Source organism: Candidatus Viadribacter manganicus (assembly GCF_001679665.1).
Taxonomy (GTDB): Bacteria; Pseudomonadota; Alphaproteobacteria; order Caulobacterales; family Aquidulcibacteraceae; genus Vitreimonas; species Vitreimonas manganica.
In genome coordinates this window covers 2,152,939-2,178,903 of record NZ_CP013244.1, presented here as the reverse complement: position 1 = coordinate 2,178,903, position 25,965 = coordinate 2,152,939, and the positions used below count along the sequence as shown (strand labels likewise).

At 62.7% G+C, this 25,965-nt stretch carries 31 protein-coding genes; 13 read left to right on the top strand and 18 right to left on the bottom strand.

The features are described 5' to 3' along the window. The first annotated feature begins 8 nt into the window (after nucleotides 1-8). The 5 genes from ATE48_RS11260 to ATE48_RS11240 all read left to right on the top strand — a co-directional run bounded on the left by ATE48_RS11260 (nucleotide 9) and on the right by ATE48_RS11240 (nucleotide 4,451). Nucleotides 9-743 carry a FadR/GntR family transcriptional regulator gene (locus tag ATE48_RS11260; RefSeq protein ID WP_066771561.1) on the top strand — a complete coding sequence of 245 codons (735 nt, stop codon included), beginning with the start codon at nucleotides 9-11 and terminating at the stop codon, nucleotides 741-743. After that, a complete protein-coding gene (locus ATE48_RS11255; RefSeq protein ID WP_083197306.1) occupies nucleotides 730-2,025 on the top strand; it encodes an MFS transporter in 1,296 nt (431 codons plus the stop codon). The genes ATE48_RS11260 and ATE48_RS11255 overlap by 14 nt, the downstream gene beginning before the upstream one ends. Nucleotides 2,026-2,093: 68 nt before the next feature. Beyond that, the gene (locus tag ATE48_RS11250; RefSeq protein WP_066771560.1) at nucleotides 2,094-3,896 is read left to right on the top strand and encodes a gamma-glutamyltransferase family protein; all 1,803 of its coding nucleotides are present in this window, start codon (nucleotides 2,094-2,096) and stop codon (nucleotides 3,894-3,896) included. Continuing rightward, nucleotides 3,896-4,099 carry a hypothetical protein gene (locus ATE48_RS11245; RefSeq protein WP_066771558.1) on the top strand — a complete coding sequence of 68 codons (204 nt, stop codon included), beginning with the start codon at nucleotides 3,896-3,898 and terminating at the stop codon, nucleotides 4,097-4,099. Before ATE48_RS11250 ends, ATE48_RS11245 begins: the two co-directional genes overlap by 1 nt. A 115-nt stretch (nucleotides 4,100-4,214) precedes the next feature. Further along, complete coding sequence (locus tag ATE48_RS11240; protein ID WP_066771555.1) at nucleotides 4,215-4,451, top strand: hypothetical protein; 237 nt, start codon at nucleotides 4,215-4,217, stop codon at nucleotides 4,449-4,451. On the opposite strand, the gene ATE48_RS11235 is transcribed toward ATE48_RS11240, so the two are convergent. The 6 genes from ATE48_RS11235 to ATE48_RS11210 all read right to left on the bottom strand — a co-directional run bounded on the left by ATE48_RS11235 (nucleotide 4,448) and on the right by ATE48_RS11210 (nucleotide 10,509). Next, a complete protein-coding gene (locus ATE48_RS11235) occupies nucleotides 4,448-5,332 on the bottom strand; it encodes an RNA polymerase factor sigma-32 (protein WP_066771553.1) in 885 nt (294 codons plus the stop codon). The genes ATE48_RS11240 and ATE48_RS11235 overlap by 4 nt on opposite strands. A gap of 154 nt (nucleotides 5,333-5,486) precedes the next feature. Then, nucleotides 5,487-6,014, bottom strand: a complete 528-nt coding sequence (locus tag ATE48_RS11230; protein WP_066771550.1) for a CarD family transcriptional regulator — start codon at nucleotides 6,012-6,014, stop codon at nucleotides 5,487-5,489. 244 nt (nucleotides 6,015-6,258) lie between these two features. Beyond that, nucleotides 6,259-6,600 (bottom strand): ferredoxin FdxA, encoded by a 342-nt coding sequence (gene fdxA / locus ATE48_RS11225; protein WP_066771544.1) that lies wholly within the window; start codon nucleotides 6,598-6,600, stop codon nucleotides 6,259-6,261. 49 nt (nucleotides 6,601-6,649) lie between these two features. Beyond that, on the bottom strand, nucleotides 6,650-6,937 hold the full coding sequence (locus ATE48_RS11220) for a S4 domain-containing protein (RefSeq protein WP_066771541.1): 288 nt from the start codon (nucleotides 6,935-6,937) through the stop codon (nucleotides 6,650-6,652). Then, nucleotides 6,934-9,441, bottom strand: a complete 2,508-nt coding sequence (locus ATE48_RS11215; protein WP_066771538.1) for a helicase-related protein — start codon at nucleotides 9,439-9,441, stop codon at nucleotides 6,934-6,936. The genes ATE48_RS11220 and ATE48_RS11215 overlap by 4 nt, the downstream gene beginning before the upstream one ends. A 261-nt stretch (nucleotides 9,442-9,702) precedes the next feature. Beyond that, nucleotides 9,703-10,509, bottom strand: coding sequence for a DUF3108 domain-containing protein (locus ATE48_RS11210; RefSeq protein WP_066771536.1), 807 nt, complete (start codon nucleotides 10,507-10,509; stop codon nucleotides 9,703-9,705). Between the two features lie 213 nt (nucleotides 10,510-10,722). Between ATE48_RS11210 and rpmB the strand changes: the two genes are divergently transcribed. Beyond that, a complete protein-coding gene (gene rpmB / locus ATE48_RS11205) occupies nucleotides 10,723-11,019 on the top strand; it encodes a 50S ribosomal protein L28 (RefSeq protein ID WP_066771533.1) in 297 nt (98 codons plus the stop codon). Here rpmB and ATE48_RS11200 read toward each other — a convergent pair. Then, on the bottom strand, nucleotides 11,016-12,008 hold the full coding sequence (locus tag ATE48_RS11200) for an esterase-like activity of phytase family protein (protein WP_066771531.1): 993 nt from the start codon (nucleotides 12,006-12,008) through the stop codon (nucleotides 11,016-11,018). The genes rpmB and ATE48_RS11200 overlap by 4 nt on opposite strands. Beyond that, the gene (cobT, locus tag ATE48_RS11195; RefSeq protein ID WP_066771528.1) at nucleotides 12,005-13,903 is read right to left on the bottom strand and encodes a cobaltochelatase subunit CobT; all 1,899 of its coding nucleotides are present in this window, start codon (nucleotides 13,901-13,903) and stop codon (nucleotides 12,005-12,007) included. The genes ATE48_RS11200 and cobT overlap by 4 nt, the downstream gene beginning before the upstream one ends. A gap of 117 nt (nucleotides 13,904-14,020) precedes the next feature. Between cobT and ATE48_RS11190 the strand changes: the two genes are divergently transcribed. Further along, nucleotides 14,021-14,440, top strand: coding sequence for a lysozyme inhibitor LprI family protein (locus ATE48_RS11190; RefSeq protein ID WP_156767737.1), 420 nt, complete (start codon nucleotides 14,021-14,023; stop codon nucleotides 14,438-14,440). On the opposite strand, the gene ATE48_RS11185 is transcribed toward ATE48_RS11190, so the two are convergent. From ATE48_RS11185 to ATE48_RS11175, 3 genes are all read right to left on the bottom strand, one after another. Then, the gene (locus tag ATE48_RS11185) at nucleotides 14,441-15,172 is read right to left on the bottom strand and encodes a hypothetical protein (protein WP_066771516.1); all 732 of its coding nucleotides are present in this window, start codon (nucleotides 15,170-15,172) and stop codon (nucleotides 14,441-14,443) included. It lies immediately after the preceding gene. Next, nucleotides 15,173-16,156: a cobaltochelatase subunit CobS gene (gene cobS / locus ATE48_RS11180; RefSeq protein WP_066771513.1), complete on the bottom strand. Its 984-nt coding sequence runs from the start codon at nucleotides 16,154-16,156 to the stop codon at nucleotides 15,173-15,175. 82 nt (nucleotides 16,157-16,238) lie between these two features. Continuing rightward, nucleotides 16,239-16,862: a J domain-containing protein gene (locus ATE48_RS11175; protein WP_066771512.1), complete on the bottom strand. Its 624-nt coding sequence runs from the start codon at nucleotides 16,860-16,862 to the stop codon at nucleotides 16,239-16,241. 43 nt (nucleotides 16,863-16,905) lie between these two features. Here ATE48_RS11175 and ATE48_RS11170 point away from each other — a divergent pair, with 43 nt between their 5' ends. The 3 genes from ATE48_RS11170 to ATE48_RS11160 are packed head-to-tail and all read left to right on the top strand — an operon-like array spanning nucleotide 16,906 to nucleotide 18,322. After that, nucleotides 16,906-17,196 (top strand): BolA family protein, encoded by a 291-nt coding sequence (locus tag ATE48_RS11170; RefSeq protein WP_066771511.1) that lies wholly within the window; start codon nucleotides 16,906-16,908, stop codon nucleotides 17,194-17,196. 20 nt (nucleotides 17,197-17,216) lie between these two features. Then, a complete protein-coding gene (locus ATE48_RS11165) occupies nucleotides 17,217-17,801 on the top strand; it encodes a DUF1214 domain-containing protein (protein WP_066771509.1) in 585 nt (194 codons plus the stop codon). Beyond that, nucleotides 17,798-18,322: a DUF1254 domain-containing protein gene (locus ATE48_RS11160; RefSeq protein ID WP_066771506.1), complete on the top strand. Its 525-nt coding sequence runs from the start codon at nucleotides 17,798-17,800 to the stop codon at nucleotides 18,320-18,322. The genes ATE48_RS11165 and ATE48_RS11160 overlap by 4 nt, the downstream gene beginning before the upstream one ends. On the opposite strand, the gene ATE48_RS11155 is transcribed toward ATE48_RS11160, so the two are convergent. Next, nucleotides 18,319-18,750: an MmcB family DNA repair protein gene (locus tag ATE48_RS11155; RefSeq protein WP_066771504.1), complete on the bottom strand. Its 432-nt coding sequence runs from the start codon at nucleotides 18,748-18,750 to the stop codon at nucleotides 18,319-18,321. The genes ATE48_RS11160 and ATE48_RS11155 overlap by 4 nt on opposite strands. Nucleotides 18,751-18,847: 97 nt before the next feature. On the opposite strand from ATE48_RS11155, the gene ATE48_RS11150 reads away from it, so the two are divergent. Beyond that, a complete protein-coding gene (locus tag ATE48_RS11150; RefSeq protein WP_156767736.1) occupies nucleotides 18,848-19,636 on the top strand; it encodes a hypothetical protein in 789 nt (262 codons plus the stop codon). Nucleotides 19,637-19,639: 3 nt separating this feature from the next. Here the strand turns inward: ATE48_RS11150 and ATE48_RS11145 are convergent, their stop codons facing one another. Then, nucleotides 19,640-20,659, bottom strand: a complete 1,020-nt coding sequence (locus ATE48_RS11145) for a DUF2804 domain-containing protein (protein WP_066774932.1) — start codon at nucleotides 20,657-20,659, stop codon at nucleotides 19,640-19,642. Between the two features lie 73 nt (nucleotides 20,660-20,732). Further along, nucleotides 20,733-21,893: a ferritin-like domain-containing protein gene (locus ATE48_RS11140; protein WP_066771499.1), complete on the bottom strand. Its 1,161-nt coding sequence runs from the start codon at nucleotides 21,891-21,893 to the stop codon at nucleotides 20,733-20,735. A 162-nt stretch (nucleotides 21,894-22,055) separates the two neighbouring features. On the opposite strand from ATE48_RS11140, the gene ATE48_RS11135 reads away from it, so the two are divergent. Beyond that, a complete protein-coding gene (locus ATE48_RS11135) occupies nucleotides 22,056-22,454 on the top strand; it encodes a metallopeptidase family protein (RefSeq protein WP_066771497.1) in 399 nt (132 codons plus the stop codon). Here the strand turns inward: ATE48_RS11135 and ATE48_RS11130 are convergent. Further along, a complete protein-coding gene (locus ATE48_RS11130; protein WP_066771496.1) occupies nucleotides 22,451-23,086 on the bottom strand; it encodes a hypothetical protein in 636 nt (211 codons plus the stop codon). The two genes, ATE48_RS11135 and ATE48_RS11130, sit on opposite strands and share 4 nt — an antisense overlap. A 55-nt stretch (nucleotides 23,087-23,141) precedes the next feature. Beyond that, complete coding sequence (locus tag ATE48_RS11125) at nucleotides 23,142-23,858, bottom strand: NAD-dependent deacylase (protein ID WP_066771495.1); 717 nt, start codon at nucleotides 23,856-23,858, stop codon at nucleotides 23,142-23,144. A 120-nt stretch (nucleotides 23,859-23,978) separates the two neighbouring features. On the opposite strand from ATE48_RS11125, the gene ATE48_RS11120 reads away from it, so the two are divergent. Beyond that, nucleotides 23,979-24,500 (top strand): hypothetical protein, encoded by a 522-nt coding sequence (locus tag ATE48_RS11120; protein ID WP_066771492.1) that lies wholly within the window; start codon nucleotides 23,979-23,981, stop codon nucleotides 24,498-24,500. A gap of 10 nt (nucleotides 24,501-24,510) precedes the next feature. On the opposite strand, the gene thpR is transcribed toward ATE48_RS11120, so the two are convergent. After that, nucleotides 24,511-25,059: an RNA 2',3'-cyclic phosphodiesterase gene (gene thpR / locus ATE48_RS11115; protein ID WP_066771490.1), complete on the bottom strand. Its 549-nt coding sequence runs from the start codon at nucleotides 25,057-25,059 to the stop codon at nucleotides 24,511-24,513. Nucleotides 25,060-25,455: 396 nt separating this feature from the next. After that, nucleotides 25,456-25,878 carry a c-type cytochrome gene (locus ATE48_RS11110; protein WP_066771488.1) on the bottom strand — a complete coding sequence of 141 codons (423 nt, stop codon included), beginning with the start codon at nucleotides 25,876-25,878 and terminating at the stop codon, nucleotides 25,456-25,458. Between the last annotated feature and the right edge of the window lie 87 nt (nucleotides 25,879-25,965).

Sequence of the window (25,965 nt, the reverse complement as noted above, 5' to 3'; positions counted from 1 at the left end):
GAAACCTCGTGTCCACCACTACCCCTACACACCGCCCCGCAGAAGGGGGCACGCTCGTGCAGTCGGCGATCAACGCCGTCACCACGCACATTCGCGATCATGGCCTACGCGTTGGCGATACACTGCCAGGCGAAGGCCATTTCGCCGAAACGTTGGGCGTCAGCCGCGCGGTGATGCGCGAAGCCTTCGGCGCGCTGGCGGCGTTGAAGCTCATCGACGTCGGCAATGGCCGGCGCCCCCGTGTCGGCGCGCTTGATGGCTCGGTGATCGCGACCTCGTTGCAGCATGCGATCTCAACAGCGCAAATCACCGTGCCCGACATTTGGGACGTGCGCCGCACGATTGAACAACGCACAGCCGCCCTCGCCGCAACCGCGCGCACGGACCAAGAAGCCGCTGAAATCGTAGCGCTCGCTGAAGCCATGGCGAACGATAAGGACGATCTCGCCAAGCGCACCGCTCACGACATCGCGTTCCACAACGCCATCGCCAAAGCGAGCCACAATGTTCTGTTCGTAGAAATTGTCGCTTCGTTCGCGCCTTTGATGGAAGTCGCGGTGCCGACAGCGTGGCGCACACGCGTCGCGAAGCGACAAAAACAATTAATGATCGATCGCCACATCGCCGTCGCCGCCGCCATCCGCGACCGTGATCCGGTCGCGGCGGCAGCGGCAATGGCGTTCCACTTCGATGACGCGATCGGCGATCTTTTAAAAGTAGAGGCCGCCAATGGCGCAGATTGATGCGACGACGGAGGCGATCGCCTCTGAGCCGGTTAAGCAACGCGGTGTGCTCTTCTCGCTGCTGATGCTGTCAATGACCATCGCAAGCGCCTCGGCGATGCGCACGGTGTTTAGTCCGGTGCAGGAAGTCGTATCGCAAGCATTGAGCTTTAGCGATTTCCAGATGAGCCTGCTTCAAGGCCTCGCAATCTCGATCCCAATCGGTTTGCTAGCAATCCCGGTAGGCCGCATCACCGATCGCGGCAATCGCGCGCTTTTGTTGTTCGGCCTGGCATTGTTGTGGACCGCCGGCACCGCCCTCACGGCATTCGCGACGGAGTTCTGGCAAATATTCGCCACTCGCATGCTCGCAGGCATCGGCGCGTTCTCTTCAATTACCGTTTGCATTTCGCTTGTGGCGGACTTGAGCCCGCCGGAAGGACGCGGCCGCGCCCTGATCTTCTTATCGATCGGCAACATGGTCGGTGGCGCCTCGGCGTTTGCGTTCGGCGGCTCGCTGCTTGGCTACTACACCAACGCTGCGCCGCTCGTTGCTGGGCTCGATCCGTGGCGCAACGTCGTTCTGGTGTTTGCGATCGTGAGCATGGGGCTCACTTTGGCTTTGCTGACGATCCGCGAGCCTGCGCGGCGCGAAGTCACCGGCGAAGCAAGCTCTCTCTCCGCGACTTTGCATGCGCTTTGGCAGCGGCGTGCATTGCTCGCGCCGCTCTTCATCGGCCAAGTCACGGTCGTTATGGCGGACGCCGCCGCATCGATCTGGGCCGCGCCGGTGCTGGAACGCTATTACGGATCGACGCCGCAAGAGTTCGGCGGCTGGATGGGCTTGGTGATCCTTGGATCCGGCATCATCGGGGCGGTGATTGGCGGCATCTCTTCTGACCTTGGTCACAAGAGCCACATCAAAGGCGGCATCCTGATCGGGGCCGTCGTCGCCGCAGTGCTCTCCATTCCCGGCGCATTTTTTACCCTGATGCCGGACGTCACCGGCTTTGCCTGGATGCTGCTGCTTCTGCTCACCTGCGGCGCAGTCACGGGCCTCGTAACCTCCGCCGCGATCACAGTGTTGGTGCCGAACGAAATTCGCGGCGTGTGCCTCGGCGCATTCATCGTCATCGGTGCGATCGTTGGCTTTGGCGTTGCGCCGACCTTGGTAACTCTAATCGCTAGCGGCCTCGGCGGCGATCAAGCTTTGCGGTACGGGCTGGCGATTACCAGCGCCAGCGCAAGCGCCATTGCCGCCATCGGCTTCATCGGCGCATTGCTGCGAGCGCGTAAGAGCTAGGAACCAACGCGCCGCGCTTGCGGAGCGCGGCCTCACCTGTTTGAGTGCCCCCGCTCGAGGGGATAGCCATGGCTCATGTGAATACGCGCACGCTGATCGGGGCAGTGCTTGGCCTGTCATTGCTGGGTGCGAGCGCCTCAGCACAAGACGCACCGGCGCGCGATCCGAACTTTGGCCGTGGCGAGCGCGTGTCCGGCGAGACTTTCGCGACCCGTTCACCCGTCATCGCGCCTCACGGCGCAGCCGCGACAGCGCATCCGCTCGCAACACAGACGGCGATTGACGTTCTACGCAACGGCGGCAGTGCTATCGATGCCGCTATCGCCGCGAACGCCATGCTTGGCCTCGTCGAGCCGACCGGCAACGGCGTCGGCGGCGATATCTTCGTCATCGTCTGGGATCCACGCACGCAGCGTCTCTATGGCTACAACGGCTCCGGCCGCACGCCGCGCGGCATGTCGCTCGCACAGATGCGGCGCGAAGCGCGGCGCAACGGCAATCCCAACGCGGTGCCAAGCTTCGGCGCAGCGAGCGTCAGCGTGCCGGGTACCGTCGATGGCTGGTTCGCGCTGCACGAGCGCTTCGGCCGCAAGCCGATGGCGGAACTGCTGGCGCCGGCGATCCACTACGCACGCGAAGGCGCCCCGATCCCACAAACGATCGCGATGTATTGGGCCAACAATCAGCGCCGCTTGGAAGCCGAGTTCGCCGCTGGCCGCCTGCAAGAAATCGACAATGCGCGCGCCACCTACTTTTGCGGTGAGAATTGCGCGCAATACCGCCAGATGCCGGACGGCCACGGCCTCTTCCGCAATCCCGATCTCGCCAACACGCTAGAGCAAATCGCAGACGGCGGCCGCGATGCCTATTATCGCGGGCCCATCGCGCGCACGATCGACGCCTACATGCGCCGCATCGGCGGCTGGCTGCGCTACGACGATTTCGCGCACCACCAAGGCGAGTGGGTTGATCCGGTATGCGCGCCCTATCGCAACGTCGAAGTCTGTGAATTGCCACCGAACAGCCAAGGCGTCGTCGCGCTTCAAACCTTGCGCATTCTCGACGGCTACAATCTCCGCGACATGGGCTTCCTCTCGGCGGACTCGCTGCACACGCAGATCGAGGCCACGCGCCTTGCCTTCGCCGATCGCGCCCAATTCTATGGCGATCCAGCGTTCACGCATTTCGACACGCGCCGCCTGCTCACCGACGACTACACGGCGCAACGCCGCGCGATGATCTCGAACGATCGCGCCATGCCGCCGCCGCCGCACGCGGAATTGCGCATCGATGGCGACACCACCTATCTCACCACCGCCGACCGCGACGGCATGATGGTGTCGCTCATTCAATCCAATTATCGAGGCATGGGCTCCGGCCTCGTGCCAGACGGCTTGGGTTTCATGCTGCAGGATCGCGCCGAACTCTTCTCACTGCAAAGCGGCCACCCCAACGTCTACGCGCCCGGCCGTCGCCCATTCCAGACCATCATCCCTGCGTTCGCGCTACGCGGCGGTCAGCCCTGGCTTTCGTTCGGTGTGATGGGCGGCGATATGCAGCCGCAAGGCCACGTCCAGATCATCGTGAACCTAGTCGACTATGGTCTCGACCTCCAAGCTGCGGGCGATGCCGCCCGCTATCGCTTCTATGGCGGCGCCGAGCCTACCGGTGACCAGCCGGATGGCGTTGGATTCCTCGCGATGGAAAACGGCGTGCCACCGGCGGTGCGCGCCGAACTTGAGCGACGTGGCCATCGCTTACGCCCAGCTGACGGATCGTTCGGCGGCTACCAGGCAATCATGCGCCATCCCGACGGCCACTACGAAGCCGCCACCGAAATGCGGAAGGACGGAATCGCAGGCGGCTATTGATGCACGCGCTGCTCGCCGCCTCACTGCTGCTGCTTGCATCGTGCGGACCTCAAATTGGCGATCTCGAGCGTGGCGAGGAAGGCCGCGTCGCGCGGGTGTTCGCCGGCGACACCTTGCTGCTCGAAGATGGCACACGCCTCTTCCTGGCCGAGATCGATGCGCCAAGCGGCGAAGCGCCCTACGCCGCGCAAGCGCAGGGTTGAAGCACTGGCGCTGCACCGCGAGATATTGCTGACCTATGGCGGCGAACGGCGCTGGGTTGGCCGTCCGCGCGAGGGTTAGGAAGCGCCGCGTGAAGCCGCGATCGCGCATGTATTCGTGAAGAGCGAGGGCGGCCCCTGGTTCTGGCTACAGCACGAACTCATCGCGCGCGGCGCAGCCTATGTGCGCGCCCGGCCAAACAATCACGTGCGCTCGGCCGAGCGCACAGCTTTGGAGACGCGCGCGCCTTTGACCGGCGCGCATGTGCGCGCACGCGGACCACTCGGCGTCTTTCGCGACGAGCCACAGCTCTGCCTCGAACATTCCAGTCAGCTCGAAATCCTAACCGACTAGCTGACGAAGCCCGCCGCCACCGGATCGCCAACGCGCGCGATCAAAGCGCGGCGAAGCTTTTCGAGCGCATTGCCCTCGATCTGACGCACGCGCTCTTTGGAAATACCAAGCCGCACGCCCAAGGCTTCCAGCGTCACCGCGTCTTCCTCAAGCTTGCGCTCGCGAATGATGAGCCGCTCTCGGTCGGAGAGTTCGGCCATCGCGTCCTTCACCAGCGCAGCGCGCGCAATGTTGTCGTGCGCCTCCATGACGTCGGCCTCCGGCCCCGCGGCGTCATCCGCCAGCAAGTCCTGCCACTCGCCATCGCCTTCATCGGTGAGCGGTGCATTGAGCGAACGATCCGGGCCAGAAAGCCTCGCCGCCATGACCTCGACGTCGTGCTCCGGCACGCGCAGCGTTCTTGCGATCTTTGAGGTCGCTTCGGCGCTCATCACCGCATCGCCGATATCGCCAATGCGCGCGCGCAGGCGCCGGAGATTGAAGAACAGCGCCTTCTGCGCCGAAGTCGTGCCGGTGCGGACGATCGACCAATTGCGCAAGACGAAATCCTGCATCGCCGAGCGGATCCACCACGACGCATAAGTTGAAAACCGCACCTCACGATCCGGCTCGAAGCGCATCGCCGCCTGCATCAAGCCAACATTGCCCTCTTGCACCAGGTCGCTGAGCGGCAGGCCGTAGTGACGAAAGCGCGACGCCATCGCCACCACCAGGCGCATGTAGGCCATCGTAAGCTCATGCAGCGCGTGCTCGTCGCGCTCGTCGCGCCACCGGCGCGCCAACTCTCGCTCGTGCTCGGCTTCGAGCATCGGCTTGCGCATCGCAGCGCGGAGGAAGCGCTGTGCGCCTCGTTGCAGTTCGGATGTTTCAGATAGCGCCATACTTTAGGGTACGCTCCAGCGTGTGACAGGTTCACATGCGCGGCGCGGTTGGCGCGACGTGTGCACATCACGAACGCGTGACGGACAATTATGGCGCCAAAGAAAAAGGCCGGACTTACAGCCCGGCCTTCTCCGCAATTCTGATTTAGGCCGATTAGGCGGCGGCTTGCGCCTGCTTCTTCGAAGCCAGCGAAGCGGTCACCTTCTGCACCGCGTCGTCGCGGCTGACCTTTTCGACGGCGGCCAGTTCGCGGGCCATCCGGTCGAGGGCGCTCTCATAGAGTTGGCGCTCTGAGTAGGATTGCTCCGGCTGATCGGAAGCGCGGTGAAGGTCACGGACCACTTCGGCGATCGAGACGAGGTCGCCGGAATTGATCTTGGCTTCGTATTCTTGGGCGCGGCGCGACCACATGGTGCGCTTGATGCGCGCGCGGCCCTGCAGCGTCTTCATCGCCTGATCGACGACTTCCGACGAGGCGAGCGCTCGCATACCGCATGAGCGCGCCTTCGTGGTCGGCACGCGAAGGGTCATCTTGTCTTGCTCGAACGAGATCACGAACACGTCCAGCGCAATGCCGGCCACCGATTGCTGCTCGACGCCCATCACACGGCCTACGCCGTGGGCCGGATAGACGATGTGGTCACCCGGGCGGAAAGCAATCGACGGTTGGGCGGTTTGCATATTCGGATACTCCGTAGTCCCAGGTGTTTCGTTGAAACAACCGGCTCGTTCCGTCGCGTCAAAACCACTCGCACAAGGCAAAAAGACCCATAAGGCCCGTTTTTGACCCTGTGTTCCCCTAAACCGAGCAGAATTTTCGCGTTGGATTGATCCAGCTGCCGGGGCCGTGCGCGCACGATCCCGATTTCTGGAACATGTATACCACAGTTTTAGGCGATTTTAAAGCGCGGCTGTCGGCGAGAGTTCAGTCGCCGTTTCCGGGTTCCGTGCTGAAGTATTTCTCGAATTTACCCTTCTCGTCCTTGAAGGTGTCGGCATCCTTCGGGGCCGTGCCCTTGACCGTAATATTGGGCCACACCTTCGAGAACTCGGTGTTCACCTTCAGCCACTTGCCGTCTGGCTCGTCTTGGCTGTCGGGCTTGATTGCATCGACCGGGCACTCAGGCTCGCACACGCCACAATCGATGCACTCGTCCGGATGGATGACGAGAAAGTTCTCGCCTTCGTAGAAGCAGTCGACCGGACAGACTTCGACGCAGTCCATGTATTTGCAGCGCACGCACGCGTCGGTGACGATGTAGGTCATTGGCCCGGTTCCGCTTTCCGCGCTGAAATGACGGCGCTCGCCGCCAGCGTCAAGCGAGGCTCTCTGCGTCAAGTTCGCTGTAGAGCGCGCGTGCTTCCGCCGATGGACCGCGCCGGGCGCCCAAAGCCTTCACTTTGATCGCGATCAACCTCCCCCCGTGCGAGAACAGAAGCGCGTCGCCGGGGGCAACTTCAACCGACGGCTTTTCCAGGCGCCGGGGCACGCCGTCATGGACGATCCGCACGCCACCTTCGGCCACGAGCCGCGATGCAACGGCGCGCGTCTTCACCAAGCGTGCGCGAAAGAGCCAAACATCGATCCGCTGGCGCTCGCTCAAGTTGGGCCGCCCCGGCGGCGCGGCGGCGCGGTGTTTGGCGGCAAGAGGTTTGCGAGCGCCGAGAACGCATTGTCCTTCCCGGCTGGAGCGACGCGCTTTTTCTTTTGGCTGATACGGCGCCAGCGTTTGGGTTCACCTTCCTGCGCCTGCGCTTGCTGATAGCCAAGCGCGGAAAGCACGCCTGCGATCTCCCGAACTGGCCGGCCGATCAGGCGCGCGAGCGTCACGTCATTTGGTTGCGCCTCGGCCTCGAGGGCCTCTGCCAGTTTCTCAATCAAATCGAGCCGCACCGCGATGCGTCCGCAGACGCGATACCCAGCCGCCGCGCCCTCACCCCAAGTCGGCTTCTCATTCAGCACGACCGAGAGCGCTCCGGGACGCGCCAAAAATAGCGAACGGCCAGCGTCCGGGAACGCCGCGCGCCAGAGCAGCGCCAGGGTATGGGCAGCGCGCGGCTTCACCAGCGCCGGCATGAAGATGGTGTGCTGTCCAAGCCGCACGCCGTGACGACGGAGCGCGTTGCACGCCGTTTCGCTCATATGGCCGAGATCTTCGCCAACCCGATCGAGCGCGCCGACGTTCTCGATGAGCCGGAATGCAAGCCCGCGCGCATCGGGCGGCAAGCGGCCGTCGCGCCAAGCATTTTCAAGAGCGACCAGCGGGCGAAGATCGTGCGCCACCAATTGAGCCAGCCACAATTCCAACCGCTCGCGCGCGACGTTGCGCTCGAATTCCGATGCTTGCTCGCCACCGATCAGTTCAAGCCGAGGCTTCAGCACCGGCGCTCCATGCACGAGCTTCGCGACCGCCACCCGGCTCACATGCAAACGCCCGTCGCGGCCGAGCGTGATGTCCTCGTCCGCTGCACGCGCGATCTCGGCGAGGCGCCGCGAAAGCTCCGGCTTCAGCGCCCGCAGCGCCGAGTTACGCACCGCGCGGCCTTCAAGCCCTGACGACGTGCGCGGGTCCGGCTGAAAGTCGAGCCCTTCGAGGCGGCCAACATAATGGCCCTCAACCGTCACCTCGCCGTCTTCAGTAATACCCGCGAGAAGCGCGTCCTCGCGCTTCAATCCCTTGAGCAACGCACTGGTGCGCCGATCGATGAAGCGTTGTATCAGAGCGTCGTGGAGCGCGTCGGAGAGCTTATCCTCGACTTCGCGCGTCTTCATGCGCCAATCGTCGGCGTCCTGCAGCCAATCGGCGCGGCTGGCGGCGTAGGTCCAAGTGCGAATGTGCGCCAGCCGCGATTGCAGCACGTCGAGATTGCCGGCCGTGCGATCCAGCTTCTCTATCTCAGCGCCGACCCACTGGCTCGGCACGCGACCCTTCGGGGTACTGATATAATTGGCGATGCGGAGCGCGAGCTGGACGTGCTCGTCCTTCGAGACTTTGCGGAAATCAGGAAGTTGGCACGCATCCCAGAGCCGCCGCACAACTTCCGGCGTGCGTGCGCGATCCATGAGATCGCTGTCATCAAGCATCCGGCGCAGCACCAATTCATCATCCGCGCCGCGCACACGCAGCAAGCCTGAGCGATTGGGCGGTTGCTCCAGCGAAGCGATGAGCTTCTCGATGCTTTCGAATTTCAGCTCGACGTTTCGCCACTGAATGGCTTCGATGGTCTCGAACTCGTGCGCCTCAACGCGTTCGACAATCTCTTCGTCGAACGGTGCGCATTCGCCGGTTTCGCCAAATTGACCATCGCGGGTAAAGCGTCCGGCCCGGCCTGCAATCTGCGCGATCTCATCCGGCCGAAGGTCGCGCCATGAATGCCCATCGAACTTGCGACGCGATGCAAACGCGACGTGGTCGACATCCATGTTGAGCCCCATGCCGATGGCGTCGGTCGCAACGAGAAAATCTACCTCCCCGCTTTGATAGAGCTCGACCTGCGCATTGCGCGTGCGCGGGCTCAGCGCACCCATGACGACGGCAGCGCCACCGCGATGGCGCCGCAGCAATTCAGCAATGGCGTAAACTTCGTCCGCGGAGAAGGCGACAACCGCCGAGCGCTTGGGCAGCTTGGTGATCTTTCGCGGGCCTGCGTACGCCAAGGTCGAAAGCCGCTCGCGATGATTGATCTCAGCGTCAGGCAGAAGCTTCTTGATCATCGGCCGCATCGTGTCGGAGCCGAGCAGCATGGTTTCGCCGAACCCGCGCGCATGCAGAATGCGCTCTGTGAAGACGTGTCCACGATCGAGATCGCGCGCGACCTGGATCTCATCGATGGCGACGAACTCCACCGCGCGATCGACCGGCATCGCCTCGACGGTGCAGACGAAATAGCGGGCCGTCTCCGGGACGATCTTCTCTTCGCCGGTGATCAACGCGGCCAGCGCTTCGCCCTTGGCGGCGACCACCCGGTCATAAACCTCCCGCGCCAGCAGCCGGAGCGGCAGGCCGATCATCCCGCTGGCGTGGCCGAGCATGCGCTCGATCGCGAGATAGGTTTTCCCGGTATTGGTTGGTCCCAGGACGGCCTTCGTCCTGGCGCGCGCAGTCATGCAGAGGACGATGGGTCCCGGCCATGGCGAATTCAAGCCACGCCTCGGCCGAGATGACTCGCAGGAAATATTACCGCGAGTTGTTCGAAGAGTTATTCGAAGAGAAGGGAACCAGAACGAATCAAATGCGACTCACGGCGTTTGATTCGTTGCTTAGACGTTCACGGCTATATCTTGGGGTTAATTCTTAAGTAACACACAAGACTTGAAGGGCATAGACCGCCTTGGCCTACGCCCTTCGCCTTTAGCGATGTGATTTCATTATCTTAGACGCGTTCCGTTGATCGTCAGGCGACGCGCCTCGAGCCGGACCACGCCGACGCCGTCCGTCGGCATCTCAATCGTGACCGGCGCCCACATGCCGCTCTCGGTGCGGGCAAGGACGAAACTCAGGGTCGCGGCCTCCTGCGCGTCGCCGAAGCCGGCGATCGGGCGGAACTGGACTCGGCAGCGGACGCCTGGCCCCTGATAGGCGCGGCTGTTGACCGTGACATTGCCGTTCGGGGTCATGACGAAGTCGAAGCGGGCGCGGCCGTCCATATAGATGCGGAGCGTGCGAGCGCACGGATCGCCGGTCGAGGTCGCCATGGCGGCGATCGCGGTAATCTGGTCGATGGTGTTGCGGCGCTGTTCGGGCGTCGCCGGCGGATCTCCCATATTGGCGGGACCCGGCGTTGCGGTTGTCACAACGTCATTGGCGGTGAAGGCAGCGCGAATCTGACGGCCATTCGGCCGGTCTTCGCGGCGGCGTCCGCCCTGGTGCGTGTATTGGGTGGGGCGCAGAGCGCCGTCAGCAGCCACGGTACCGGTGACGCTATAGGTGTAGTCCTGGCTGCGATTGAGCGCGGCCCCAACCCAACCCTTCATCTCGCGATTGGCATTGGCCGTGTAGCTCGACCCAGTCTGGGTGAAATTGTAGGTGAAATCACCGGCCTCGACGCCGCGGGCGTGAACCGAATAGATCGCCGAAAAGCTGCGGCTTGCGCCCGTCTGCGCACCGGCGGAGGTGGCCATCGCGGCCATGCCGATCGCGAAAAGGAGGCCTTTGGCGGCGCCGAACGTCCTCATGGATCCCAAACCTTCCAATCCGGCCCCTCGGGCCCTGTGCGAAGCGGGTAACCCATAACGGGCGCCCACTGATCCAGACATGAACCAAATGGGGCTGTTTAATGGAAGCGGCTGCCGTATGAAGTGTTTTACCGGCCAGCCTCGCCTTGACCCCTGGGGGTCGTTCGCGTAAGCGTCCGCGCTTCAATTTTCCCAATCGTTTCGAGAAGTCTCATGTCCCGCCGTTGCGAACTGTCCGGCATCAATCGCCAGATTGGCCACAAGGTCAGCCACTCCAACATCAAGACCAAGCGCGAGTTCCAGCCGAACTTGGTCAACGTGACGTTGGCGAGCGATGCACTCGGCCAGAGCTTCAAGTTCCGTATCACGGCGGCAGCGCTCCGCACTGTTGATCACCGCGGCGGCCTCGATCAGTACCTGCTGAAGGCTGACGAAGCCGAGCTCTCGACGCGCGCCGCGAAAGTGCGCCGCGATCTGAAGAAGAAGCTCGCCGAAACCGCCGCCGCTTAAGTAGCCGGCGCTTCTACAATATCGAAAGCAAGCAAGAGCGTGCGTTGCTGCGCGCTCTTGTTGTTGTCCGACAAGATGTAGATTCGCGTCACGCCATCGGGCATGCGCACAGCTGAGATGCCCTCGAAATTATCGAGCGGAAACGGCGGCTCGAGCAGCGCCAGGACTTCAGGCTCAACCACGCCACCTTCACCGCTCGGCGCCGCAAAGCGCGTAATGCGCGCGCGCGGGCCGATCACAGGCGCATAGAAGCGCTCCAATGCAACGAAGCCGCCGTCCGGCAAGCGATCGAATCCCGTAATCGAAAAGCCGTCACGCAAAGGATAGGCGTAACGCGGCGCCACTGGCGTGCGCGCATTCAGCGGCGCGACCCAAAGCGGCGTCGTCGGCTGATCGCCGCCCTCCACCGCCAGCACCAGCGCGTCATCGGTTGCGGCAAGCGCCTCGAAACTCGAATTGTCCGGCAGATGCGCAACGCCATCCAAACGCGGCCCCATCTCAGCTGCGCCGAACGGCCCATCGCGATTGAGATCATAAATACGCACCACGTGCGTGCGCTCGAAACCCACGGCAAAGCGCCCGTCAGCCAGCTGCGCGAGCCCCTCCGAATCCGCTTCGCGTTTTTCACGCAGCACGCGCCCGTGCTCATCGCGCATCAAAGCAGCGCGCACATCGGTAAAGCCCACCAGCCCGCCAGTACCGTTGAGCGTAAGTTGGCCCTCGATCCAATCGGCCTCGTCACTGATCGCGATCACCCGCCCGCCGTCCAGCACCTCCAGCGCCGAGAGCCCCACGAACATCGGATTGCGCGAGCGCAGCTCAAGCCCGCCCCGATACGCCAAGCGTCCGACGGTCTCCACATTCGCCGCAACAGGGACGACCTCGACATTCACCGCCCGCCATTGCTCATCGCCATCGGACGATCCGCCACTGGATTCGCATGCGCCAAGCGCGCACGCGAACACCACGGCCGCAAACAACCGGATCACAGCGCCGCCTGCGCCATGCGTTGCTTCAACTCACGCGGCGAGCGCGGCGGTGGCGGCGCATCGGCGCCCGGCTCATCGAAGAGCTCCGCCAACTTTTCCGTCATCACGCCGCCAAGCTGCTCGGCATCGGTGATGGTAACGGCGCGCTTGTAATAGCGCGTGACGTCATGGCCGATGCCGATCGCCAGCAATTCCACCGGCGAGCGCGCCTCGATCCAATGAATGACGTTGCGCAGATGACGCTCGAGATAATTGCCCGGATTGGCCGAGAGCGTTGAATCGTCCACCGGTGCGCCATCGCTGATCACCATCAGCAAGCGGCGCTGTTCCGGCCGCTCCAGCAAACGCTGGTGCGCCCACATCAACGCTTCACCGTCGATGTTTTCCTTCAGCAGCCCCTCGCGCATCATCAAGCCGAGATTGCGACGCGCGCGGCGCCAGGGCGAATCCGCGCCTTTGTAAATCACGTGGCGCAAATCATTGAGACGCCCCGGCTGCGGCGGCCGGTCAGCCTTCAACCAAACATCCTTCGATGACCCGCCCTTCCAGGCGATCGTCGTGAAGCCCAAAATCTCCACCTTCACACCGCAGCGCTCGAGCGTCCGCGCCAGAATATCCGCGCACAACGCCGCGACCATGATCGGGCGGCCACGCATCGAGCCTGAATTGTCCAAGAGCAGCGTGACCACCGTATCCTTAAACGGCATGTCCTCTTCTTGCTTGAACGACAGCGCCGCCATCGGGTCGGTGATGATCCGCGTCAAACGCGATGTATCGAGCAGACCCTCTTCGAGATCGAAACTCCAAGCGCGGTTCTGTTTCGCCAGCAAGCGCCGCTGCAAACGGTTTGCCAAACGGCCAACAACGCTCTGCAGCGGCTTCAACTGCTGATCGAGATAATTGCGCAGACGCGCCAGCTCTTCAGGCGGGCAAAGATCCTCGGCGCCGATCACTTCATCGAACGCGCGCGTGAACACCTTATAATTGGCGTTTGGATCGTCGATGTCGTTGCGCGGCTTAGGACGCATCGGCTTTTCGCCGGGATCGTCCATCTCCGTGTCCTGCTGATCGTCGGCATCAACATCAGCTTCGACAGAGATCGTGCGGTCGTTCTCAGTATCGACCTCACCCTCGATCATTTCCATTTCTGACGGCGCCTGATCTTCCATCTCCTCATCGCCTTCCGAATTATCGGCTTGCGGCGGGGGCGGTTCTTCGCCCGTGGCTTGATTGTCGTCGTCGTTGGTTTCCTCGACGGTGAGCTCATCGCCCATGCCGAGATCGTTCAGCACATTGCGAAATTGCTTGGCGAACTCGCGCTGATCTTCAGCTACGGCAGCCAATTTATCGAGATCGGCGCCGGCGTTCTTCTCAATCTCCGCGCGCCAGGCGTTCACCAGCGCTTTTGCATTCGGCGGCGGCGCCAATCCGGTGAGCCGCTCACGCACCATCAGCGCAACTGCGTCCGCCAAGGGCGCCAACGCCCGATCCTGCATGCGCGATGCGCCGCGCCGTTCGAGCGAATCCGTCAGCGCCGCCGTCAAATTGTTGGCGACACCCTTCAGCGCGTTTGCGCCCAAGGACTGCACGCGCATCTCTTCAACGGCATCAAACACAGCGCGGGCATCGGCGCCTTGCGGTCGCAACTTCGCGTGTTCGCGCTCATCGTGGTGCGCAAGTTTCAGCGCCAAGCCATCAGCCTGCCCGCGAATGCGTTCGGCCTCGGGATCGGAAAGCACGCGCGGCGGATGCGGCAATACGATCTTCCCCGGCGACAGACGCGGACCTTCCGCGCCGAACGTCACCTCAAGCTCTTCTTCCGCTCCCGCCAAGGCGCGCGTCGTTTGCGCCAGCGAGCGTTTGAAGAGTTCTGCCGGGGATTCTTTGGCGGACATGGCCTTCTAAATACTCGGTTATGCACGCCACGGGAACAGCAGCCGGCGCAAATTACCACCGCTCAACATCTGGAACGGCGCCCATGCCTTCGCGTTAGCCGGGTGAAGGAGACCAACATGCGCAAAGTCATGTCAACGCTATTCGCGGTCGCGCTACTCGGCGGCGCCATCACCATTGCAAGCGCTCAAGACCGCCGTGGCGGCCGCGACCGCGACGATGAATTCGGCCCCGCGAGCGCGCAGGAACTCGCCAACGCCGACCGCCGTCTCAACCAGGTTTATCAGCGACGTATCGCCGACGCGCGCGCCGATGACCGAAGCGATCGCCGCTTCCGTGGCTGGTACAGCCAAGAAGCGGCTCTGCGCGCCAGTGAACGCGCTTGGATCACGCACCGCGACGCCGAGTGCCAATACCTGACCCAGCAAGATAATGGCGCACGCGGCTATGACGCGTTGGTTCGAGGCTGCCTCGTCGAACAGATCAACGATCGCAGCGAAGAATTGCGCGAAGCCGAGCAAGTGCTCGCGGCGCGCTAGTTACCGCAGCAGCCTTTCCTCGTTCGCAAGCGCAGCCCGCAGGCGAACGAGGAAAGGATCGTCGCGCGACTCAATTCGAACCAGCGGCGGCGCCGGGTTCGTATCGATCACCTGAGAAAGGGCATTGTAGGCGAACGCAATAAGCAAAGGCCGAGCGCCTTCTTCTACGAGATCAAGATTCGCAAAACTCTCGAACGCGTACAGCGCGCCGCTGGCCTGGCGAAGCACCACGAATTCTTCGCCGAGTTCGATATGCATGGGCCATCCACAAGACGACCCGTTCAAATGCACCGGACCCGGAGCGTGAAGGTGCGAGTAGCCATCCAACGTTCCAGGCCGATCGACCGCATCGCGCGGGAGCCAGATCTCAACGGCGTCCTGCGTACGATTGCCATCGGGCGTCGGTACCGAACGGATTCGCTCGAAACCATCCAATGAAAATGCGCCAGGCGCCGTCCGGCGATCCCACGGCCAAAGTGCGGCCGGATGCGCCAATGTCGCTACCACTTCGAATTGAAACGAATAGATCACCATATCGCCCGGCGCCACACCGATCGGCATGCGATGCACGGCGCGCACGATTTGGATCGTCTCGGCGGTCTCGGCGATTTGCGTAGTCAGATCACCGCCGACATAGCGTCCGCCATCTTGAAAGACAGGCGCCATGCTGCATGAGGAAGCACTGGGCGCCATCAACACCAACGCCAAAAGCGCGGTGATGGCCCAGCGCAATTAAGCCACCTTCACCCGCGTCGCCGCCTCAGGCAGATCCGCGCCAAAGGCGCGCTGGTAGAACTCGGCCACAGTCGGTCGCTCCAGTTCATCGCACTTGTTCAGAAACGTCATCCGGAATGCGAGGCCAACATCGCCGAAAATCTCGGCGTTCTGCGCCCAGGTGATCACGGTGCGCGGGCTCATCACGGTTGAGATGTCGCCGTTCATGAACGCATTGCGCGTCATATCCGCAACGCGCACCATCGCCATGATCGTGCGCTTGCCTTCTGGCGTGTTGTAGGTCGGCGCCTTGGCGATCACGATTTCCGCTTCGGCGTCATGATCGAGATAGTTCAGCGTGGTCACGATCGACCAGCGGTCCATCTGGCCTTGGTTGATCTGCTGCGTGCCGTGATAAAGCCCGGTCGTGTCGCCCAAGCCGATCGTATTCGTCGTCGAGAACAGACGGAAAAACGGATTGGCGCTGATGACGCGGTTCTGGTCGAGCAGCGTCAGCTTGCCGCTCGCTTCCAGCACGCGCTGAATGACGAACATCACGTCTGGGCGGCCGGCGTCATATTCATCGAAGCAGATCGCGACCGGGCGCTGCAGCGCCCATGGCAGCATGCCTTCGCGAAACTCGGTTATCTGCTTGCCGTCCTTCAGCACGATCGCGTCCTTGCCGACGAGATCGATACGCGAAACGTGACTGTCCAAATTGATCCGCACCATCGGCCAGTTCAGCCGCGCCGCCACCTGCTCCACGTGCGTGGACTTGCCGGTGCCGTGATAGCCCTGAACCATCACCCGCCGATTGTGAGCAAAGCCCGCGAGGATCGCCAACGTCGTCTGCGGATCGAAGCGGTAAGCGGGATCCACTTCCGGCACGTACTCGGTCTTCTTCGAGAAGGCCGGCACCTTCATGTCGCTTTCAACGCCAAACTCACGGGCAGACACCGTCTTGTCCGGCTTGGCGGAGAGGAGATCGTCAGCAGCAGTCATATTCGGAAAAAGCCTCGGGAAGGTTCGCACGCCAGCTTAACGCGCCGCGGCACGCGAGGAAAAGCGGCTAAATGACGAAGGACTAAACGAGGCCTCCGGCCTTGAGTGTCTGATAGGCCTTGAGGGCCTTTTGCAGTTCTTGCTCGGCCCCGCGATCACCGCCGTTGGAATCCGGGTGCCAACGTTTCACCAGTTCAGCGTAGCGGGCGCGGATCTGCGGCCCGGTGGCGTTCTCTTCCAGCTGCATCGCCTCGAGCGCCAAACTTTGAAGCTTAGTCAGGCGGCGGCGTGCTTTCGTCGGCGCGGCCCCTGGGTCACCGCCGAACATGCCAAGCGGATCGCCTGCCCCGCTAAGTTTGCCACGACCCGCAGCGGCGAGCCGGTCGCCCCGTCCGCCACGGAAGGTCCACGTCGGGCGATGACCGGTTTCTTCCTTCTTATGGAAGTCGGCCTTCTCGGCCTCGGACATGCCCTCGAAGTAATTCCAGCGCTTGTTGTACTCGGCTGCATGCTGGGCGCAGAACTGCCAAAACTCATTGGCGCGATCGCGGCTTTTCGGCGCGCGATGGAGCCCAGGGCTTTTACACCCTATATGATCGCACGGACGATCAGCCGGTTCGGGCTCAGCCTTCGCGGCGCCGGCCTTGCCGGCCTTCTTGACGCGAATGTCCACGAACTTTGGACGGTAGGAAAACGTATCTGCCATCGGATCGACGATTATGGGCGCCAGAGGTTAAGCGGACAAGGAATTGACAGAGCACAAAACGCAACTTTCGAGGGCTTCGCGTATAGAAACGCAGCTTCGCGAACTTTTTTCCCCCGTTCACTTTGTCTTGACGGATCAATCGAGCCAGCACGCGGGCCATGCCGGCGCGCGTCCGGGTGGGGAAACCCACTACCATCTTTCGATGCACGCCGCCGCGTTCCAGGGTCTTTCCCGCGTGGCGCGTCAACGCTTGGTTTATGATGCGCTTCGTGAAGAATTCGACACAGGCTTGCACGCGCTTACGCTCGACCTAAAGGAAGCGGCTGGAGCATAAGTTCGCGGGCGGGGAGCGAGATGCTGCGGCAGATATTGATTTGGATTGCGGCGATCGTCGCCGGTGTGCTGCTCGGCCTGGCCTCGGCCTGGGCGACATTACATTTCGGCGCGTCCACATTCACGGAACACTACGGACATTGGGTGTTCAGCCGCGCGGCCGGCTCAACGGCGGCTGGCCCCTACACCCGCGCCATCATCGCCCGCGATGGCCTTCTTGCGCTCAGCGCGCGCGAGGCCGTCTACTTCTCGATGTATCAGGACGAGCAAGGCCGCGCGCTCGATGAAGGCTGCGTCTACGAACTCAATGGCCGGCCCCTTGATGCGCGCTGGTGGTCAGTGACGCTCTACGCCGACGACAACTTCCTCGCCCAGAACACCGACAACGCTCATTCGCTGGATGCGTCGCGCGCCGGCAACGACGCGCCGTGGGCGGTTCGCATCTCGCCCGTGCGCGGAGACGCAACGCATTGGATTTCTTCGCGCGAAGCGCGGCGCGGCTTCATCATCATGCTGCGCGTCTACAATCCGCAGCGCGATTTCCGTCCGAGCAAGGACGCATTGCCGGTGCTGACGACAATCTCCTGCGCGGGAGATGCGCCATGAGCTGGGGCAAATATATTCTGGGCGCGCTGGTCATAGCTGTGCTCATCCACTTCGCGGTCATCATTGCCGTGCCGCGCGTGCTGATGAATGTCGCCATGGAGCGTATCGGCACGGGTGGCGAAAACGTCTGGCGCACCACGGGCCGCGTCACCGCTGAGTCGCGCCAGATCGTGCGCCCCTCGCCAGATTTCGCTTACTCAGCGTGCGTGTTCGATTTGAGCGAAGGCCCAGTCATCATCACCGCAACGCCGTGGGACGATTATTGGTCACTCTCGCTCTACGGCGCCAATAGCGACAATTTCTTCGTCATCGATGATCGCGAGGCTCACTACGGGGCAGAGATCACGCTTGTCCGCAAAGGCGTGGCGCATCCGGAAGGCGCTTCGATGGTTGTTGAAAGCCCTAGCACCCGCGGCATCGCTCTGATCCGCCGCCTCGCGCCAACGCCGAACACATACGAAGCTGCTGCGCGCGTCGCCTCCGAAGATGTTTGCACCAGCGTCGCGCAGCTCAGCAATTAAAACTCTGCCGCACGCAGCGCAGCGAGTCGGGCAAACAGCAGCGTCACCGCCTTTCGCCGCGCCGCGACCAGTTGCCGGACAGGCGCATCACGCAGGATCGCGCCGCCGAATCCGTCAGCGACGACAAGGCCGCATTCTTCCGGGATGATCTCGCGCGGAAAGCTCTCGGTCACACCGAAGAAAAAGCGATCACAATATTCAACGTAGTCCGGCCACTTGGAGTCGCACGCATAATCTTCGAGGCACGATTTGGTCTCAACGATCCAGATCTCACCTTGCGGCGTCAGCGCCATCACATCAGCGCGACGCCCGTTGGCGAGCGGAACTTCCAGGATCGGCGCGAGCCCGCGTTCCACCAGCATCCGCGTAACGCCGCGCGCCAACGCCGCCGTCACATCTGGGCGCGAAGCTGGAAGCCCTTCATCCATATGCACATTCTCTCACTCAGCCCGCAGCGGAACAAGCGGCCCGGAACTGCGGCGGTAGCGCCGGCGTTCGCCCGCCATCGAGAGAAGGAAGATTTCCATGCGCAAGAGTTTCCTGTTGGCCGCGGCCGCCGCCGCGATGCTTTCCGCCTGCGGCATCGGCGCGCCGACCTACCCCGAATTCAACGAAACCTCATATCGCATCGAGGGCTCGACCGCGTCCGCCACCGGCGGCGCGCCGGTGCATACCGTGATCTACCGCAATGGCCCGCGCATGCGCGTCGAGACCGTACTCCCCAACACCGGCAACGCGACGATCGTGTTCGATGAATCGACCAACGCCGCCTACGTGCTCAACCCAACCGCGCAGATGCCGGCGCCAACCGCGCAAGCAGCGCCGACGACGACCGCGCCGCAGGGCGCAACAACGACCCCAGCGCCAGCAACGACCGTTCAAGCGCCAACACCGCAAGTCCTCGGCGTCGCCGTTCGCATCGAGGATGCAGACGCGCCGCAACCACTCGAAACCGCATGGGCGGCGCTCGGTGCGGACAACGCCCGCTCGACAGGCAGATGCGAAGTCGCCGGCGAAAGCGGCCACGAATGGACGCCGCGCCAAGCCCCGGCGCCGGGTGTCGAACGCACGGCCTGCATCACCGACGATGGCATCGTGCTTCGCGTCTCCGACAGCGGCGCAACGCTCTGGGAAGCCACATCGCTGCAACGCGGCGATCAAGACGCCACCCTCTTCGGCGTACCGGCCGGCTATCAGCTGATCGACCCGCAAGCGGTCGCCGAGCAAGTCGGTCAGAACATGGAGCAGCTCGATAGCGTCACAGGCGCCTCGCCGACGCCGCAACAAGCCCCGGCGCCCGCGCCGCGCGGCTAACGCTCACCAACGATTGTGGACCTTCTCGGCAAAGCCGAGGAGGTCCTTGATTGCAAGCGTCTCGCCGTCATCCAACACAACATTCCCACTAAAGCGGCCGAACACCTGATGCTGATCGGACTTGATCGGCCCCAAAGACGCCGCCGACGCGCGATCCAAGACCGGCTCAAACGTCAATTCAAAGCGGTTATCGCTACTGGTGAAGCGCCACGGCGCTGAATCCGGCGCGCCCTCCGGCAAATGAAACGTCACCCGTTCCAATTTGTGCGCCCGGCCATCGACGAACAACATGCTCTCAGTCGCCGCCGAGGTGTCGCCAAAGCCGTAGCCGATATTGAAGCCAAACACGCGCCCATCGACGAAGCCCGACGCCGAACCCCAATACCAAGTGTTGTCGTACGTCCAAGCGCCGCGACCCCAATCGAGTACGCCGAGCGCTTCGTCGGGGCAAAACGCAAAACGCTCACCGCCAACGATCACCGCGCCATCGGCGCGCAAGCAATTGATCTTCTGATTGTAGTAAAACGAGCGCGGCGCGCCCGCGAACGGCGTCGCAATCACCATCCGATCCATCGGCGGCTGCGCCAAAAGCAAATCAGCCTCCAGCCCCCGCCCCTTATCGAACGCCGGCGCGCGTACCTCGACGCGCCTTGCGCCCACGACATGCGTGTAGCGAATTTCGAGTTTGCCGTGCGCCACGCGCACATCGCCCGCGTCCGCACTTTCCGGCATACGCATCTTGCCCATCGGAAACGGCGCCAACACGTCTTCGCTCACATACTTACGTGCGCGAAAATCAAACCAAGTGACGCCCAGAAAGCCGAGATAATCATTGTCCGCGACGGTGACGGCCAAGCCGTAATCACCTGCCAGCACGCAATAATAATCCCACTCTTTCGTCCGCAATGGATGCGCACGCACAGCGGCGCGTTTGTAGCGGCGCACCTCTTCGCTCGCCCAGCCGCGTTCGATCAGTTCGCCGCGCACGTCCAAAAGATCGCCGCGGCCCATCTTGTGCTGCACGACCGGCCCCTCGCCAGAAAACAAAACGCCCCGCTATGATAGCGGGGCGTTGGAGTTTCGTATTGAGTTTCGCTTACTCGGCAGCGACCGCGGCGGCCTTCACATCGTTCAGCGCGCCGGCATTGATGCCGAAATTGATCGTCTTAAGATATTGGATGCCTTCGTCGGCAATCGCATCGCCAACCATCTCATCACCTTCGGCCTTGAACTCATCAAAGTCGATGTACATCGCATAGAAACTCTTGGTCCGATCGGTGATGATGCCGGCGTTCCACAGGGTCTTGACCAACACGCGGAAGATGTTGGTGCCTTCCTTCATGTGCTCGCGGCGCGCTTCGTCGGTGGCGACTTCTTGGAAGCCCTGCATCACCTTGTCCGGATCCAAGCCGAACTGCGCGTAGATCGCGGTCATCTGGTGCGGCGCGACGAGGTTGAACAGCAGCGTCTGGAAGCAATGCGCCGCCCAGTTCTCAACGATCTCATGCTCTTCCGCCGACAATTTCGGGATCGTGCGGTCAGCCCAGATCTTTCCGAACTTATGGTGGAACGCTTCGTCGGTCATGACGAGCTGCGTCAGACGCTTCACCAGCGGATCGTTCCACTCTTTGAAGATCGTCGCGAAGGCGCCCATGGCGAGGCCTTCGACCAGCATCTGCATGCCGATAATCTTCTTATAGACCTCCGGCGCGTGCACGATCTCTTGCAAGAGACCCGCGAGCACCGTGCCGCACGGCAGCGGCGAGCCCCAGCGCGCGATGATGTATTTCGCGAACGCCGTGACATGACGGCCTTCTTCGCGCGTTTGGTTGGCGGCGTATTCCTGCGCGCCCGGATCGCGCAGCACGTGGCAGAGCGAAGCGGAGAGGTTCAGCGCGCCCTGCTCACCGTGCAGAATCGAGCTCATGACCCAGCGGCCGACCTGGCTCTTGAAGCGAATGCGATCGGCCGGTTTGTCGGCAAAGTGGTTCGAGACGTAATCGGTCAGCAGCGCCGGAATCATCACGTCGGGGATGAAGTCGGTGGTGTCCGGATCGAAGTCGTCTTTGAAGTCGATGTATTTGGTGTCGAGCGGATCCCAGAAGTGATCGTGGGTCGCTGAGATGATCTTATCGAACGCGGTCGAGCGGTTCAGGTGACGATCGATTTCCAGCATTTGGCTGAAATCGGTCGGCGGAACGGCGTCGTAGACCTCGTCCTTGGTGATTTGGCGGATAGGGGCGGCGGAGTCGGCCATCTCGTCGTCTCTCCCGTGTGGACCCACGGACTTCGCGTGGGTCTTTGATTTGGATCAATTCACACTAATCGAAGGGCCACGGCCGCGCAACAAAAATGACGGGGGCGTCAACTTACTATTTTCAGCCTCGCCCAGCGCCCCGACGCCACCTAGGTAACGGCGATGAGCCCCATCCTCCCGACCTCGCTGGACGAATTCGAGCGCCTGGCGCGCCAAGCCTGGGCCGAGCTTCCCTCCAGGTTCCGGGACCTTGCCGGCGACGTCCTGATCCGCGTCGAGGACCTCGCCGACGACGACATCCTCGCCGAACTCGGCATCGACGACCCGTTCGAACTCACTGGGCTCTATTCGGGCGACGACCTCACCCAGCGCTCGATCATGGACGCGTCGCCAAACCCGCCTATGGTTTTTCTCTATCGCCGCGCCATTCTCGATGAGTGGATCGAACGCGGCGACGTCGATCTTCGCGAACTCGTCGCGCACGTGCTGGTGCACGAAGTGGGACACCACTTCGGCCTCAGCGACGATCACATGGATAAGCTGCTGGAAGACGCCGATTAGCGCCGTTGTTGTCGTGAGAATGGCACCGACGTGCGGTCGGCCATGCCGAGCGATTGCGCGCAATATTCTTCCGGCGTCGTCAATTGCGGGCTCATCGGATCACTGTCGAACGCGCCCTGCACCTGCGTGATGCACTGATCCCAGGACCGCACGTCGGCGCGGCGCTCTTCATTGGTGCGTGGATCGCCCGCGGGCGCAGGCACCTGCGTTTGCACTTGGCCGGGCACGATGATGTCATCGTCTGGTGAGAGCGCGCGTGCAGGTTGGCTTGGCGCAGGCGTGGTTGGCGCGGGCGCCGTCACTTGCGGTGCGGCGACGACCGGCGGCGCGGCCGGTTGCGTACGCGGCGGCGGCGCACTGGCCGTCATCGGCGCGCTTTGGCGCGTGGGCGGTGGTGTCGCGAGCGGCGGACGCGCTGGCGGCGATGTTGTCGTGGCCGCTTGCGGTGCGGGCGTTGTCGTTTGAGGCGGCAGCAGCGCAACTGGCGGCGCCGTGCGCGGTGCTGGCGTCGGCGCGCTGGCAGTTGCGGTCGGGCTTGCCCCGCCGCCACGGGCATTGCGCCCAGCCGGTTCGATCCCGGCGCAGCTCGCCAGGCTCACGGCCAAAGCCACCACTGCCAAACGTCCAATCATTCGCCTGCTCCTGGCCTGCCCCACGTGGATACATTAGCCCGAAAACGCCTCTCGCCTAGCCTGCGATCGCCACCATCTCAGCGACCCAGGCAGGCACTTGCTCGCTTGCTTTTCCGTAACGCGCGAGATCGAACGCCTCCGCATTGCCGGAAGGTTCAAGGTTGATCTCCATCGTCGGGATACCCGCCGCACGCGCCGCGGAAACAAAGCCGGCCGCCGGATACACATTCCCTGACGTACCGATCGAAACGAACAAATCGGCGCTCGAAAGCGCCTCGTAGATCTCATCCATGTAAAGCGGCGTCTCACCGAACCACACGACATGCGGACGCATGCCGCCGGTTCGTCCGCACGCACCGCAGCCCATATTGGGTGAGAGATCGCCATCATAAGGCGCGAGCCCACCGCAATCGTGGCAGCGCGCCTTGGCGATCTCGCCGTGCATATGGATGACGCTCAACGCGCCGCCACGTTCGTGAAGATTGTCGACGTTCTGCGTGCAAATCGTGACGGCGCCGCCACGTTCAGCCCAGATCGTCTGCAATTGGCCGAGCGCGATATGCGCTTCATTCGGCTCAACGCCTGCATGCGTGTTCCGTCGCATATTGTAGAACTCGAGCACGAACGCCGGATTGTTCTCATAGCCTTGAATCGAGGCGACTTCTTCAAGCTTGTAGCGACTCCAGATTCCGCCCGTGTCACGAAACGTCGAAAGACCGGATTCAGCCGAAACACCGGCGCCCGTCAGTATGAAAATGCGCTTGGCAATCATGGAACCTCCGCCCGAAAGGCAGTCAGAGATAGAATTCCCTGAAACCGCGACAAGTGTTGACGCGTTTCTCCCTATCCGCTTTGGGAGCCCGCGGGGGATAACAGAGGGAAAGGCGCCAGAATGCGCATTGCTTCAATCATCGCCGCGCTGGCGTTGGCTACTTTGGCCACCGCTTGCGCCAACCGAACAGGCGATCTCACGATCGCACAATGGTGTGCCCAAGACGCTTCGCGCGGCAACACCGACATCTGCAAACAACACGCAGACACTGAAGAAGTCCGCTCCTCGCTCGGCACACGCATCGCCGAAGTGTTCGGCGTCGCCAATCGCGCCCAAGCAACGGCCGATCAAGCGATGGCGCGCAACGTCGTCTGCGTCACGCGTACGATGAACCGCACACGCGCTGGCACATGCGATCCGGGCTACACGCTGACGGGCTGCACGCAGACCCGCTACACCAGCCGCGCTGGCGGCATGGCTATCCTCCGCTCGGTCAGTGACTCCGAGTGCCGCTTCAACGGCCAGGTGCTCGAAGTGCAAGTGCGCTGCTGCGCGATGGGTCCGAACCCGCCGCCCGCAACACTTGTGCGCGACACCGCCCCGCCCGCGCCAGAAACGCCGCAACCTGCGCCGGTTTCCTAAGCGCGAGCGCTTAACCCCGTAATGGATACTCCGCTTCGAGCCGATAAAGGCTCGGAGCGGATTTCCGCGTGATGCTGGAATAGAGCCCAAAACCGCCGACCGCGAACGCAGGCGTCTCGAACAATCCGTGCCGGGCGACGAACGCCTGCACCCGATCAAGCGTTGCGCCGTTCAAATACGCGATCGTCACGTGCGGCGTGAACTTGACCGGCTCCGGTTTCAGCTTGACGCGCCGCGCCGCCTTCTCACACGCCGCCGCAAGCTGCTTCAATGAATCGCTTTCAGCTGCGCCTATCCAAAGCGCGTGCGGATCGGCGCCGCCGAACGAACCGGCGCCCTTCAAGCGCAGCTCGAATGGATCGATCCCGCGCGTCGCCGCTTCCAACTCGCCATCGAGATCTTCCGCGACAGGCTCGGTGATCGCACCGAAGAAGCGCAGCGTCAGGTGCAAGTTCTCGCGCGGCCGCCAATTGGCGCCGCCAACACCCTTCATCAGCGGCAGCAAGCGCTCCGCGACCTCATCTGGAATTGAAAGAGCAGCGAACAAACGAAGCGACATCGAACAAGAAATAGGAGCGATGCATTGCGCTTTTCTAGAGTTGAGCGCCGCATGCGAAAACGCTGCGGCTTAGTTGCGGCTTTGTTCGTTCACACATCACCATTTGCTGAAGCGTCGCCTGACGCCGGCCCGAGACGAAGCGGCCCGCGACTCTGGCAGCACCATTGCTGCACGCGGTGGTTTTCATCGGACGGGAAGACAAACTCAGCGCGCGCCGTGGCCCAGGTGCTGTGTGCTGCATGAGCGATGCGGCGGGAACCGGCGGACGGCGCCAATGTCTTCCAACATCCGAATGGAATACCCATCACGCGTGCGCGTCAAGAACGGAACAGTAAATGTGATCTCATTGAAATGTGCGCGCACTCACGCGCACATCTCATGCGTCAAGCGTCGTCGTTACGGAGTCTCGCGCGGCAGTGTCGCGATGTACGCCGTCATCGCGCGCGCATCTTCTTCGTTCAAACGGAACGCAGGCATTGGCGGGCGCGGACTTGAGCCGTCGGGTCGGACGCCAGTCTGCAGGAACGCCGCAAACTGCTCTTCAGTGTAGCCCGGAGGAATTCCGGCGATCGACGGCGCAACCGGCGCCCATGGAATCTCAATCGTCGGCGCAAAGGCGAGCGTTGCGCCTTGCAGCGCGTGCGCTGCGTCCGGCCCAGTCGGCGTCATCGGCGTGTGACAATCGTTGCAGCCGCCAATGTTGTTCACGAGATAGTCGCCGCGCGCGACAAGCTCCTCTCGCGTCGGTTCTTGCGCCTGCTGCTGCGCGCATGCGCTCAACAACACCAACGCAACCGCGCCAATAACTGCCTTATACATTCCAGGCCCCCTCATTCCGCGCGCACCACGCGCGGCCGGCAAACTCTCACGACGCGGCGCGGACTTCCATCGAAGCCCACGCCCTCA